Genomic DNA, 13,477 nt, shown 5'->3' on the forward strand with positions numbered 1-13,477 from the left:
CATTCGAGGGGCTCCCAGTGGCGGAGAGCCGTCGCCTCGATGTCGATCTCGCGGGTGTGGGACGTGAGGTCGTCGCCGGTGGAGTGGTGGACGCGGTCCTGGGCGGCCCAGCGGAGGGCGTCGGCGGAGTGGGTGATGCGGTTGGTGCGCTCGGCGAGCGCGGGGAGCTGGGCGGAGATCCTGGACTTGTCCGGTTCGCGTTCGAGCAGCTTCAGCTCGGCGTCGAGGGTGCGGGCGTGGTCGTTGAGGCGGTCGAGGAGGGCGGCGGCCTCGGGCAGGGAGGCGTGCTCCATGGCCTCGAAGGTGCTGTCGATGGAGGAGCGCAGGTCGAGGCGCAGCTGCGTGAGGGCGCCTATGTCGCCGGGCTGGGCGAATCGGCGGGCCCGCAGCCGCTGATCCTCGACGATGCGGCGGGCCTTGGCCGTACGGCGCTCGACACCCCGCTTCACGGCACGGGTGGTCCTCACGATCGCCACGGTGGCGAGCGTCGCGAAGATCAGGAAGAACAGCAGCAGGATGATGCCGACAGTCTCCACGGACAGCGCCTCCGATCCCGGGCCACCGGCCCGTTCGGGCCTGCTTCAACGGTAATGCCTGGGGACGGGCGGAGGGGCCGGAGCGGTCCCCCAACCTGCTCCGGCCCGTCCCCTAGGGGCCCCAGGGCCACCGGGAGCCCGCGCGCACCGCGCGCCCTCACACCACGGGCACGCACCCTCACACCACGATGTTGACCAGCTTCGGCGCGCGGACGATCACCTTCCGCACCGGCGCCCCGCCGACGGCCTCGACGACCGCCGGGGCGGCCAGCGCCAGGGCCTCCAGGTCGGTGTCGGTGATCGCCGGGGGCACCTCCAGGCGGGCCTTGACCTTGCCCTTGACCTGGACGACGCAGGTCACGGCCTCGTCCTGGACCAGGGCGGGGTCTGCGACCGGGAACGGCTCGTGGGCCAGCGAGTGCGAGTGGCCCAGCTTGGCCCACAGCTCCTCGGCGAAGTGCGGGGCCAGCGGCGCGATCAGCAGCACCAGCGACTCGGCCACGGAGCGCGGCACCCCGCCGGACGCGCCCGATGTGCGGGTCAGCGTGTTGTTCAGCTCGGTGATCTTGGCGATAGCCGTGTTGAACCGCAGGTTGGCCATGTCGGTGGAGACGCCGTCGATCGCCTTGTGCAGGGCGCGCAGCGTCGCCTCGTCGGCTTCGGTGTCCGCGACGACGACCTCGCCGGTGGCCTCGTCCACGACGTTGCGCCACATGCGCTGCAACAGGCGGTACTGCCCGACGACGGCCCGGGTGTCCCAGGGCCGGGACACGTCCAGCGGGCCCATCGCCATCTCGTACAGGCGCAGGGTGTCGGCGCCGTACTCCACGCAGATCTCGTCGGGCGTGACCGCGTTCTTCAGCGACTTGCCCATCTTGCCCAGCAACCGGGAGACCTGCTCGCCGTTGTGGAAGTAGGCGCCGTCGCGCTCTTCGACCTCGGCCGCGGGCACCGCGATGCCGCGCGCGTCGCGGTAGACGAACGCCTGGATCATGCCCTGGTTGTACAGCTTGTGGAACGGCTCGAAGGACGAGATGTGCCCCAGGTCGTACAGCACCTTGTGCCAGAAGCGGGCGTACAGCAGGTGCAGTACGGCGTGTTCGGCGCCGCCGACGTACAGGTCGACGCCGCCGGCCGGCTGGCCCTCGCGCGGGCCCATCCAGTACGACTCGGCCTCGGCGGAGACCAGCTTCTCGCTGTTGTGCGGGTCCAGGTAGCGCAGTTCGTACCAGCAGGAGCCGGCCCAGTTGGGCATGGTGTTGGTCTCGCGGCGGTAGGTGCGCGTGCCGTTGCCGTCGCCCAGGTCCAACTCGACGGTGACCCAGTCCTCGTTGCGGGCCAGCGGGGGCTCCGGGGAGGTGTCGGCGTCGTCGGGGTCGAAGGTGCGGGGGCTGTAGTCGTCGACCTCGGGCAGTTCGACGGGCAGCATCGAGTCGGGTACGGCGTGCGCGGTGCCCTCCTCGTCGTAGACGATCGGGAACGGCTCGCCCCAGTACCGCTGGCGGCTGAACAGCCAGTCGCGCAGGCGGTAGTTGACGGTGCCCTCGCCGATGCCGTGCTCGGCCAGCCAGGCGGTGATCGCGGCCTTGGCGTCGACCACGCCCAGCCCGTCCAGGCTGATCGGGTCGCCGGCGGCGGCACCGGAGGCCACTGCGGACCCGGCGGAACCACCCGCGTCCGTACGGGAGTTGACGATCTTCCCGTCGTACGACATGAACGCGTCGTCCCACGTGGCCGGGTCGGTGCCGCGGCCGTCGGTGGGCTCGACGACGCAGCGCATCGGCAGTTCGAAGGCGCGGGCGAACGCGAAGTCGCGGCTGTCGTGGGCGGGCACGGCCATGATCGCGCCGGTGCCGTAGCCCATCAGGACGTAGTCGGCGATGAAGACCGGGACGGACTCGCCGCTGACCGGGTTCACCGCGTAGGCGCCGGTGAAGACGCCGGTCTTGTCCTTCGCCTCGGCCTGCCGCTCGACGTCGGACTTCGCGGCGGCCTGCTTGCGGTAGGCGGCGACGGCGTCGGCCGGCGTGGCGTGGCCGCCGGTCCAGGCGTCGCGGGTGCCTTCCGGCCAGGCGGCGGGCACGATCGACCCGACCAGTTCGTGCTCGGGGGCCAGCACCATGTAGGTGGCGCCGAACAGGGTGTCCTGGCGGGTGGTGAAGACGGTGATCGCGCGGTCCTGGGCGCCCTGACCCGCGCCCTGGGCGTCGCCGTCGGCGCGGACCGGGAAGTCCACCCGGGCGCCCTCGCTGCGGCCGATCCAGTTGCGCTGCTGCAACTTGATCGCCTCGGGCCAGTCCACCGCGTCCAGGTCGTCGGCCAGCCGGTCCGCGTACGCGGTGATCCGCATCATCCACTGGCGCAGGTTCGCCTTGAAGACGGGGAAGTTGCCGCGCTCGGAGCGGCCGTCGGCGGTGACCTCCTCGTTGGACAGCACGGTGCCCAGGCCCGGGCACCAGTTGACCGGTGACTGGGCGACGTAGGCCAGCCGGTAGCCGCTCAGCACGTCGGCGCGCTCGGGACCGGTCAGTTCGGACCAGGGGCCGCGGCCGGGCACTTGGCGGCTGCCGTCCTCGAACCGGGCGATCAGCGTCTCGATCGGGCGGGCCCGGTCGGCGTCCGGGTCGTACCAGGAGTTGTAGATCTGCAGGAAGATCCACTGGGTCCAGCGGTAGTACTCCGGGTCGATGGTGGCGAAGGAGCGGCGGCGGTCGTGGCCCAGGCCCAGCCGGCGCAACTGCGCCTTCATGTTGGCCATGTTGGCCTCGGTGCTGACCCGGGGGTGGGTGCCGGTCTGCACGGCGTACTGCTCGGCGGGCAGGCCGAACGCGTCGAAGCCCAGGGTGTGCAGGACGTTGTGGCCGGTCATCCGCTGGTGGCGGGCGAAGACGTCGGTGGCGATGTAGCCCAGCGGGTGGCCGACGTGCAGGCCCACTCCGGAGGGGTACGGAAACATGTCCATGACGAACTTCTTCGGCCGGGCGGCCAGCTCGGGTTGCCCGTCCAGTTCACCGCTGGGGTTGGGGGCGGCGAAGGTGCCGTGCTCGTCCCAGTGGTCCTGCCAGTGGCGCTCGATCCGCGCGGCCAGCTCGGCCGTGTAGCGGTGCGGCGCAGCCGTCTCGGCGGCCGGGGTGGTGTCGCTCATCGTCCTCGGTACTCCATCGATGTCGTGACGGCTGCGGCCGCCGGTGAGCCGGTCCGGAAAGCCCGCGGGCGGACCCGGAGGCGGAAACAAAAAAACCCCTCGCGCAGGAGGGGTGCCGCACTGACGTCTTTCGTGGTCAGCGCGGCGGGCTAAGCAGGAGGCTCACGGCTCGCATGCGGTCAGGATACCGCAGCGGGCGACAGACCCGCACGGGGGCCGCCGCGGCGGGGCGGGGACCCGCACCGGGGTTGCCGGTGCGCGCCCGCCGCCTTGCCGGGCGGCCTTGCCGTCAGTGCTTCCCGCCCGCCTTCTTGGCGGGCTTGTACGACTGGACGTAGCCCTTGGCCGGGCTGCCGACGCCGGTGACGTCGTCGTAGCCGACCGTGGCGTTCAGCGAGCTGTCCACGCCGAAGGTGCGCAGGCTGGTGATCAGGCCGTCCGAGGCGTCCACGCTGTTCACGTAGTCGACGCGGACGTTGGCTATGCCCTGACCCTGACCGAGCGGGTGGTCGGTCACGTCGTGGTACGCGGGGGTGCCGTACCGGTCGTAGATCAGCGGGTTGGCGAAGCCGATCGGGACGCCGCCGCGGGCCTGCTCGGCGAGTGCCTGGACGGCGGCGATGACCGGGGAGGCCAGCGAGGTGCCACCGAGGCGGTACTCGTTGTACTTCACCTTGCCGTTCGGGAAGGTCTCCGTCTCACCGACCAGGAAGCCGGTGGTCGGGTCGGCGACGGCCGCGATGTCGGGCTGGACCCGCATCCTGGTGGTGCCGCCGTTCGCCAGCGCGAGCGAGTCGGGGACGATGCCGCGCTGGTAGAAGGGCTGCTCGACGAGCTTGCTGGTGCCGCCGCCGGCACCCGAGGTGAACGGGCCGGGGAAGCCGTCCCAGCTCTTGCCGTCGGCCGACAGCGGGGCGCGCTCGGTGCCCCAGCCGGTCTCCCACAGGTACTTGTTGTTCTTGCCGACCGCCAGCGAGGTGCCGCCGACCGAGGTGGCCCAGACGGAGTCCGACGGGGTGCTGACGTCCTTCGCACCGTCGATGACGTTGTCGCCGTCGTCACCGGAGGAGAAGTAGAAGCCGATGCCCTCGACCACGCCCTGCTCGAAGGTCTGGTCGTAGGCGGCCTGGACGTCGGGCGTCTCGTTGGCCTCGACGTCGCCCCACGAGTTGGACACGATGGTGGCGAGCCGGCCGTCGACGACCGTGTTGAGGGCGTCGAGCAGGTCGTCGTCGTAGCAGGACTTGGCCGCGACGTAGACGATGTTGGCGTCCGGGGCGACCGCGTGCACGGACTCGACGTCGAGGGACTCCTCGCCGTACCAGCTGGACGCGCCGCAGTCCTCGACGCTGTTGTAGCCGTCGGGGCCGGGGGTGACCTGGGTCAACTGGCCCTTGCGGTACTTCTGGCCACCGGTGTCCTTCGCCAGCTTGGAGCTGTCGCCGACGATGTTCGGGGAGGCGTACGCGTCGGTGATCGCGACGGTGACGTTCTTGCCGGTGTACTTGCCGGCGCCGTAGGCGGCGCGCAGCTGGTCACCGGTGTAGCCCTTGATCGTGTACGGGGCCTTGCCGCCGTACGCGGAGGGAAGCTTCTTGTCGGTGTTCGACCCGTAGTAGGTCGAGAACGGGCCGGCGTTGGCGAAGGCGTCCTCGGGGGGAGGCAGCGTGTCGTCGTGGGTGGCCCGCTTGGGGGCGTTGTCCAGGCCGGTGACGGTGAGGACGGCGCCCTTGAGGGAGGCCGGCGCCGACGCCACGCTGGTGGGGGCGCGGTAAGTGTGTCCGGCCTTGGTGTAGTTGTGCAGCTGGGTGCCGAACGCCTTCTCGGCGGCCTTCACTTCACCGGTGACGGTGAGGTAGTGCGCGTTGGTACCGGTCACCTTCAGGCCGGCGGAGGTCAGCCAGGCGGCGACCGCGTCGGTCTGCGCCTTGGTGGCACCGAACCTGGCCTTGGCCTGAGCAGCCGTCAAGTAGTGCGCGTACTCGGCGGAGTTCGGGTCGGAGACGGCCTTGGCGTAGGCCGCGAGGCCCTTGGCATCCTTGCCCGCGAGGTAGACCCGCACGGTCACCTTGCCGCTGTCCGACGTGGCGCCCTTGTCCGAATGGGCCGTGGCCCACTGCGGCTTGGTGCCGCTCAGGAGCTGGCGTCCGGCGGGCTGTGCGGCCGTGGCGCCCTGGGCGCCAAGCGCGAGGGCACCGGCGACCAGCGGCAGCGCTGCCGCCGCCGCGAGTACCGCGCGCGTTCTCTTGCGCTCAAATCTCATGAAACCCCCATACACAGCGAATGGTTGTCACATCCGAGACGGCGTCGCCGCAATGCGTGCGCGGCTCACCGCAGAGCGACACTCTTTCGCCGATCAGTTCATGTCAGGGACATGATTTCACCAAGAGAAGGTCAAGGAATGGTAGGTACCGGTAGCCGGCCGCGGCCCCCTGGGCAGCGACGCATCGCGCCCCAACTCCCCTGCGGGCAAGGAGAATCCATGCGGCCCCCGAGCGGGGGCCGCATCATGGACGGCGGGTGCGAGGGGAGTTCCAGGACGGCTCCGGAGAAGCGGGGTGGTGACGCGTGACGCTCGCCGCCGACCTGATGCTGCTCGCTGTGCACCCGGTCAAACACCGGATACGGTCCGCGAAGCGGCTACCGTTCGCGCTCCAGGCGGCGGGACTCGGCGAGTTGACGTTCCCGTACGGGCCGGCCGGCGAACGCCGGTTCAGACCTTCAGCGGCGGCGCCGAGTCGAAGAGGGTCAGATGCAGGCTTTCGCGCACGTGGCCATACGGCGTGGTGGCGCCGATCTTCTTGGCCGCCTTCGCGTCGACGTCCATGGTGCTCGGGTCGGTGTCCGCCGCGGCCTTGGCCCAGGCAGTGGCGGCCCGGTGTGCGACGGCTTCCACCGCGGTGACCGGGCCCACGGCGTCCTGCGGCCAGTCGTGGGCCTTCAGCGCCTGCGCCAGCGTCCGCTCGGCCGACGCCATGTCCTTGGCGTACGCGGTCCATTCGGGCATGTCCCCATCGGCCGTCGGGGTGTCCGGGACCTGCGACCGGACGATGTCCATGTCGTCCTCGGCGGCGAGGTACGCCTTCTGGTCCGGTGCGAGCGCCGCGGGGTCCTGGTAGAGCGTCCCTTCGCGCTTGGCGCCGTCGGTCTCGAGGCTGCAGACGACGTGGTGGATGCCGCTGAGCCGCCACCCGCTCTCGGTCGGCGCGAAGTAGTGCACGGCGCTGCTGTCGGGAAGCCGCCAGATGTCCATCGCGTAGGTGTGGACGAGCCGGCTGCACTCCAGCGACGAGCGTGCCATCAGCGTGTCCTGGTCGTCCGGGTACGACGTCCACGCACGGTCGGCGTCCCACAGGCCGACCACCTCGCCGTCGTGCGCGCTGCCGCAGCCGACCCGGCGGACCTTGTCCAGGGTGCCGATGCCGCTGTGCGGGTTGATCTCGTGCTGGTGGGTGAGCACATAGCACTGGTGGGCCTTGAGGTCCGTGATTGCGACCTCGTCCGAACTACCGGGCAGCGAGACGGCCACCAGGTACCCCACGACGACGGCCGTCACGACCGCGTTGATCCTGATCGCCCGCAGCGCCTTGTCCCGGCCGCCCTCGCCGGTCCAGCGGATGTCCTTGAGCGCGCGGCGCCCGGCAATCATTCCCACGAAGGGAATCCACGATCTTCGCAGTGCCCGCACCGCGGATCTGCTGAGCGGCGGAGTCGGCGTATCTGTCTGGTCCATCGGAAAGCCCCCCAAGGCATGGCCGCGACCGCGGCGAGGGCCGCGCGACAGCAGCAGTCGATGTCGGACGGCCGGGGACAACACCCGTGCCGTGGTCCGGTATTGAACCATCGGGCGCCGACACCGGCGGCACCGGCCCCGGCGGGCCGAACCCTCCGGTGGTGGCTCGGCGACGGTGCCGGAACGAAAACGCCGCACACCTGTCGGTGTACGGCGTCGATGATCGCTGTGGAGCTACGGGGAATTGAACCCCGGACCTCTTGCATGCCATGCAAGCGCTCTACCAACTGAGCTACAGCCCCGCACGGGCACCGGTTCACCCCGGCGACCTGGACATACTTTACACGGCGACGGAGGCGCGGAGCACATCGATCAACGGGGCGCCGGGCGGCGCGGCGGCCTCCCGAACGGCGCCTGGAGCGCCCGTGACGGGACTCGTCGCGGTGTTCACGAAGTCTCAATAATCGGTGCGGGGTTCGCGGGCTACGGTGGGCCCGGTCGTGTGGACAAGAGGCTGGAGGCCACCGTGACCACCGCGTTCGACCCGATCGACCTGGGCGGGATACGCCTGCGCAACCGGATCGCCATGGCGCCGATGACCCGCAGCCGGGCGTACGGGCCCGGGCTCAGCCCGACCGGGTCGACGGCCGCGTACTACGCGCAGCGCGCCTCGGCCGGGCTGATCGTGACCGAGGGCACCCAGCCGTCGCCGGGCGGGCAGGGCTACCCGGACACCCCCGGCCTGCACAGCGCCGAGCAGATCGCGGCGTGGCGCCGGGTGACCGGCGCGGTGCACGCGGCGGGCGGCCGGATCTTCGCCCAGCTCATGCACACCGGCCGGATCGGGCACCCGTCGCTGCTGCCGGACGGGCTGTACCCGGTGGGGCCGTCCGCGGTTCCCGCGCAGGGCTCGGTCCACACCGCGGACGGGCCGAAGCCGTTCGTGGTGCCGCACGAACTGGGCGAGGACGACATCTGGCAGACCGTCGAGGACCACGCCACCGCGGCCCGCAACGCCATGGCCGCCGGCTTCGACGGGGTGGAGGTGCACGGCGCCAACGGCTACCTGGTGCACCAGTTCCTCGCCCCGAACTCCAACACCCGCACCGACCACTGGGGCGGCGACGACCGGCGCCGTACCCGGTTCGCGGTGGAGGTGGTGCGAGGGGTGGCCGCCGCGATCGGCCCCGAGCGCACCGGACTTCGGATCTCCCCCGGCAAGCCGCTGGGCGACATCGACGAGCCCGAACCGGACGCCGCCTACCTCGCGCTGCTGCGCGCCCTGGAGCCGGTCGGCCTGGCCTACCTGCACCTGATCGAGAGCCCCGACCGGGCGCTGACGCTGGAGCTGCGCAAGCGGTTCGGCGGGGTGTTCATCCTCAACGCCCGTGCCGAGGACGGCTATTCGGGCCCCGAGCAGCTGTCCCTGGTCGAGGACGGCACCGCCGACATGCTCGCCTACGGTGCCCTCTTCCTCGCCAACCCCGACCTGCCACAACGGCTGCGGCGCGGCGGACCGTACAACTCCCCCGAGCGGGCCACGTACTACGGCGGCGACGACCGCGGCTACACCGACTACCCGGCGCTGCCCGAAGCCGAGCAGGCATAGCCGGTACGGCCGACGTCTGCCGTGACGGGCCCGGACGAGCCGGTACGAACCGCCGCGCCCCCGCCGTAACAGACGTACGCGCCACGTGCGCACCGCCCGAGCCGCACCCGGTACCCGAGCCGCGCCCGCCGCCCGCCTCAGCCCCGGCGGCGGACCGTCGCGACGACCGCGCCCAACACCGCGACCGCGACCAGCGCGACCGAGGTGACCGCGTAGGCGTGGGCGGAGTGGTGCGCGCCGGCGCCTGAGCCGAGCCGGTTGAGGAAGACCGTGCCGAGGGTGGCCACGCCGATGAGCTGGCCGAGCTGGGTCACCGTGGCGAGCAGCCCGCTGGCGTCGGCCGCGTCCTCGGGCGCGACCTTGGACAGCGCGAGGGCGAAGGTCGGGCTGAAGGCCAGGCCGAGGCCGCCGCCGAGCAGCACCAGGCCGACGTAGAAGGCCGCGCCGCCGTGGCCGCCGCCGCGCAGGGAGAGGCCGAGGACGGCCAGGCCGACCGCGGCCAGCGTCATGCCGACGCCGGCCAGCCGGTTCCACCAGGCACTCGGCAGCAGCCGCCAGAAGAGGCTGGTGCCGCCGAAGGTCACCGCGGTGACCGCGAAGGTCAGCCCGGTGCGCAGCGCGCTGTAGCCGAGGCCGGTCTGCAGGTGCAGCGCCACCGCGAACAGGAAGCCGGCGTTCACCGCCATGGCGAGCATCAGCAGCGTGACCGAGCGCACCATCCCCGGCGCCCGCAGCACCCGCCCGGAGACCAGCGGGGCACCGCCGCGCTTCGTCAGCCGCGCCTCGATCACGATGAACGCGGCGAACAGCAGCACGCTCAGCGCCAGGCAGACCCAGCCCCACACCGGCCAGCCCTCCTCCTGCCCGAGCACCAGCGGCACCGTGCAGAGGGTGACCGCCGCGCCCAGCGCCACCAGGCCCGGCAGGTCCAGGCCGCGCCGCCGCTCCGGTGCGGTCCGCCGGTCGCGCGGCAGCACCCGCGGGGCGACCACCAGCAGCGCCAGGCCGATCGGCACGTTCACCAGGAACACCGGCCGCCAGCCGGTGCCGAACAGGTCGGCGCTGACCAGCACCCCGCCCAGCGACTGGCCGAGCGCGGCGCCGGAGGAGATCACGGCCGAGTAGACGCTCATCGCGCGAGTGCGCGCCTCACCGCGGAAGTTGAGCTGGAGCAGGCTCAGCACCTGCGGGATCATCAGCGCGGAACCGGCGCCCTGCACGAAGCGGAAACCGATCAACTCGCCGGTGCTCTGGGCGAGCCCGCAGGCCAGCGAGGCGGCCGTGAACACCGACAGGCCGATGATGAACAGCCGCCGGTGCCCGAGCAGGTCGCCGAGCCGGGCGCCGGTGATCAGCAGCACCGCGTACGAGATGGTGTAGCCGGCGATCACCAGTTGCAGGGCCGCACCCGAGGCGTGCAGGTCGGCGCGGATGGTGGGGGCGGCGACGTTGACGATGAAGACGTCGAGCAGCGCCATGAACAGCCCGGTGAGGATGGTCCCGAGCAGCAGCCCCGGACGTGGCCCGGCCCGGCCGGGACTTCCGGTGCCGGGTGGGGCGGTGTCGCGGCCGGTGCCGGCGGCGGAACCGGGGGCCGCGGCGGAACCGGGGATGGTGGCGAACGGGGGCTCGGGGGTCGCGGAGGTGGCTCCCGCCAACGTGTCATTGCTCATGGATACGAGCGTGGCGCCGGGCCGGTACCAGTAGCGAGAGCCCATCGATCCTGGTACTGCCACCACCTGGCACCGGCGCCGCCACCCGTACAGGATGGGGCGATGGCACAGCCGCAAGTTCGGCCGGACATCCGGCGACAAGCCCGCCAGACGCAGGCGGCCGCCTCACCGCAGCCGCCGCAGCAAGCCCCGCGGGCTCCAGCTCCGCGGGCTCCACAGCCGACCCGGCCCGCAGCCCAGCCCGCCATCCAGCACGCCGCTCAACCCGCCGCTTGGCCGCAGGCGCGGGCCGGCGGCGCGAAACCCCAGCGCCGCGGCGAACTCGCGGCCTTCCTGCGCAGCCGCCGGGCCCGGATCAGCCCGGAGGACGTCGGCATGCCGCCGGGCTCGCGCCGCCGTACCCCCGGCCTGCGCCGCGAGGAGGTCGCGCAGCTCGCCGGGGTCGGCGTCACCTGGTACACGTGGCTGGAGCAGGGCCGTCCGATCAACGCCAGCGTGCAGGTACTCGACGCGGTGGCCCGCGTGCTCCAGCTCGACGTGACCGAGCGCGACCACCTCTACGGGCTGGCCGGCATCCCCTTCGTCAGCGAGCCGGTCTCCGACGCGGAGATCGTCGGCGAGGAGTTGCTCGGCGTCCTCGGCTCCCTCGACCCGCTGCCGGCCGCCGTCTACAACGCCCGCTACGACGTGCAGGCCACCAACGCCACCTACCGCGTCCTGTGGCCGATGACCGCGCTCGTCGAACGCTGGGAGCGCAACGTCCTGTACAAGCTCTTCACGATCCCCGACTGCTGCTCGACCTTCAAGAACAGCGCGGACGAACTGCCGTGGATGGTGGCGCAGTTGCGCCGCAACTACGCCCGGCACATCGGCGAGCCCGCATGGGAGGACTTCGTGGCGCTGCTGATCAAGGAGAGCCCGATCTTCGCGCAGCTGTGGGCCAGCGGCAATGTGGCGGCGCCGGGCCGCCGGGTGAAGGTCTTCCGGCACGCGGAGGTCGGCATCGTCAACTTGACCTCCATGTCGCTGAGCATCGACGGCATGGCCGAGCACCGGATCGTGGTCTACACGCCGGTCGAGGAGGAGGACCGGTTGCAGATAGAGCGGCTGCGGGCGATCGAGGACCCGATCGTCGGCTGCGAGCGGCACGGCCGGCGCCTGTCGGTGGCGCTGGCGGAAAGCGTCGGACGTACCGAACGAGCCCGGCAGACCGGCCCCGCCGGCTGATCGACCCCCGCCGGGCGGACGTCAGCGGACCTCGGCGGAACACGGCGGACCTCGGCGGGGCGGAGCCGGGCCACGAGAAAGGGCGAGACCCATCCGCGTTCCCGCGGAGAAGATCTCGCCCTCTTACCTGTGGAGCTACGGGGAATTGAACCCCGGACCTCTTGCATGCCATGCAAGCGCTCTACCAACTGAGCTACAGCCCCGCGTCGGACCGGTTGTCCCGGCGACGAGAAGAAGCATAGCTGGTGGACGGGCCGGAAACGAAATCGGCCGCACGGCCCGCCCGGGCACCAGGAAGCGACGCCGCGCAGATCCGAACGACAGAACCTAGGCGTCGTCGCCGAGCACCGGTTCCGGCAGGGTGCCGGCGTTGTGCTCGGTCAGCCGCCAGCCGCGCGCGCCCTCGCCCAGCACCGACCAGCAGCAGTTCGACAGGCCGCCGAGCGACTCCCAGCTCGTCGGGTCCAGGCCGAGCAGGCGGCCGATGGTGGTGCGGATGGCGCCGCCGTGACTCACCACGACGAGCACTCCCCCGTCGGCGAGCTTGTCCGCGGCGGCGAGCACCACCGGCGCGGCGCGGTCGGCGACTTCCGTCTCCAGCTCGCCGCCGCCGCGCCGGACCGGCTCACCACGCTTCCACGCGGTGTACTGCTCGCCGTAGCGGGCCAGGATCTCGGCGTGGGTGAGCCCCTGCCAGGCGCCCGCGTAGGTCTCCCGCAGGCCCTCGTAAGGGGTCACCGGCAGTCCGGTGAGGGCGGCCAGCTCGGCCGCGGTCTCGGCGGCCCGGCTCAGGTCCGAGGAGATGATCGCGTCGGGGGCGAGCGCGGCGAGCAGCCGGGCGGACCGGCGGGCCTGGGCCACGCCGGTCTCGGTCAGCGGGATGTCGGTGCTGCCCTGGAAGCGCTGCTCGACGTTCCAGGCGGTCTGGCCGTGGCGCCACAGCACGATCCGCCGACGCCGGTCGGTGCCGGCCGAACGGTCGGAACCGGCCTGATGCTCGGCACCGACCGGACGGTCGGAACCAACCGGACGCTCGGTGCCGGTCACTCCGCGCTCACGCGTCCTCGCGCTCGGCGGCGTCGGCCGCCGCCTCCGCGGCCGCCGCGTGGGCCGCGGCCTTGCCCCGGGTGGCCACCGCGTCCGCGGGCAGCTCGATCTCGGGGCAGTCCTTCCACAGCCGCTCCAGCGCGTAGAAGACCCGCTCCTCGGAGTGCTGCACATGGACCACGATGTCGACGTAGTCCAGCAGCACCCAGCGGCCGTCCCGCTCGCCCTCGCGCCGCACCGGCTTGGTGTCGAGCTCCTTGAGCAGGTGCTCCTCGATCGCGTCGACGATCGCTTTGACCTGCCGGTCGTTGGGCGCGGAGGCGACCAGGAAGGCATCGGTGATGGAGAGCACATCGCTGACGTCGTAGGCGATGATGTCGTGCGCGAGCTTGTCGGCGGCCGCCTGGGCAGCGGCGCGGGTCAGCTCGATGGAACGGTCAGTGGCGGTCACGGATGCGGCTTTCCGGTCGGGATCCTGTCGCCTCAAGGGTCTCACGACCCTCCGAC

Annotated in this window: 9 protein-coding genes and 2 tRNA genes; 2 read left to right on the forward strand and 9 right to left on the reverse strand. The window is 71.8% G+C overall.

From position 1 onward, the window contains the following. The 5 genes from AC13HU_RS16970 to AC13HU_RS16990 form a co-directional block, all read right to left on the reverse strand. The coding region (locus tag AC13HU_RS16970) for a hypothetical protein (RefSeq protein WP_483042714.1) at positions 1-536 on the reverse strand (536 nt) is incomplete at its 3' end. 178 nt (positions 537-714) lie between these two features. Then, positions 715-3,681 (reverse strand): leucine--tRNA ligase, encoded by a 2,967-nt coding sequence (gene leuS, locus AC13HU_RS16975; RefSeq protein ID WP_483042715.1) that lies wholly within the window; start codon positions 3,679-3,681, stop codon positions 715-717. A gap of 289 nt (positions 3,682-3,970) precedes the next feature. Beyond that, positions 3,971-5,944 carry a S53 family peptidase gene (locus tag AC13HU_RS16980; RefSeq protein WP_483042716.1) on the reverse strand — a complete coding sequence of 658 codons (1,974 nt, stop codon included), beginning with the start codon at positions 5,942-5,944 and terminating at the stop codon, positions 3,971-3,973. 450 nt (positions 5,945-6,394) lie between these two features. Further along, positions 6,395-7,336, reverse strand: a complete 942-nt coding sequence (locus AC13HU_RS16985; protein WP_483042717.1) for a hypothetical protein — start codon at positions 7,334-7,336, stop codon at positions 6,395-6,397. A 307-nt stretch (positions 7,337-7,643) separates the two neighbouring features. Beyond that, a tRNA-Ala gene (locus tag AC13HU_RS16990) sits at positions 7,644-7,716 on the reverse strand. 200 nt (positions 7,717-7,916) lie between these two features. Between AC13HU_RS16990 and AC13HU_RS16995 the strand changes: the two genes are divergently transcribed. Beyond that, positions 7,917-9,023, forward strand: a complete 1,107-nt coding sequence (locus tag AC13HU_RS16995) for an alkene reductase (protein ID WP_483042718.1) — start codon at positions 7,917-7,919, stop codon at positions 9,021-9,023. Positions 9,024-9,160: 137 nt separating this feature from the next. On the opposite strand, the gene AC13HU_RS17000 is transcribed toward AC13HU_RS16995, so the two are convergent. Further along, a complete protein-coding gene (locus tag AC13HU_RS17000) occupies positions 9,161-10,696 on the reverse strand; it encodes an MFS transporter (RefSeq protein WP_483042719.1) in 1,536 nt (511 codons plus the stop codon). Between the two features lie 102 nt (positions 10,697-10,798). On the opposite strand from AC13HU_RS17000, the gene AC13HU_RS17005 reads away from it, so the two are divergent. Continuing rightward, complete coding sequence (locus tag AC13HU_RS17005; RefSeq protein WP_483042720.1) at positions 10,799-11,923, forward strand: helix-turn-helix transcriptional regulator; 1,125 nt, start codon at positions 10,799-10,801, stop codon at positions 11,921-11,923. Between the two features lie 130 nt (positions 11,924-12,053). On the opposite strand, the gene AC13HU_RS17010 is transcribed toward AC13HU_RS17005, so the two are convergent. From AC13HU_RS17010 to rsfS, 3 genes are all read right to left on the reverse strand, one after another. Beyond that, positions 12,054-12,126 (reverse strand) — tRNA-Ala (locus tag AC13HU_RS17010). Between the two features lie 124 nt (positions 12,127-12,250). Beyond that, the gene (locus AC13HU_RS17015; protein WP_483042722.1) at positions 12,251-12,871 is read right to left on the reverse strand and encodes a histidine phosphatase family protein; all 621 of its coding nucleotides are present in this window, start codon (positions 12,869-12,871) and stop codon (positions 12,251-12,253) included. Positions 12,872-12,977: 106 nt separating this feature from the next. Next, positions 12,978-13,421: a ribosome silencing factor gene (gene rsfS, locus AC13HU_RS17020; RefSeq protein WP_483042721.1), complete on the reverse strand. Its 444-nt coding sequence runs from the start codon at positions 13,419-13,421 to the stop codon at positions 12,978-12,980. Positions 13,422-13,477: the final 56 nt, after the last annotated feature.

The organism is Streptomyces sp. NH27 (assembly GCF_056859195.1).

What these genes read in the sequence shown, in the direction of transcription:
- leuS (WP_483042715.1), bottom strand. Translation starts at nt 3,681, where the DNA reads ATGAGCGACACCACCCCGGCCGCCGAGACGGCTGCGCCGCACCGCTAC.
- AC13HU_RS16980 (WP_483042716.1), bottom strand. Translation starts at nt 5,944, where the DNA reads ATGAGATTTGAGCGCAAGAGAACGCGCGCGGTACTCGCGGCGGCGGCA.
- AC13HU_RS17000 (WP_483042719.1), bottom strand. Translation starts at nt 10,696, where the DNA reads ATGAGCAATGACACGTTGGCGGGAGCCACCTCCGCGACCCCCGAGCCC.
- AC13HU_RS17005 (WP_483042720.1), top strand. Translation starts at nt 10,799, where the DNA reads ATGGCACAGCCGCAAGTTCGGCCGGACATCCGGCGACAAGCCCGCCAG.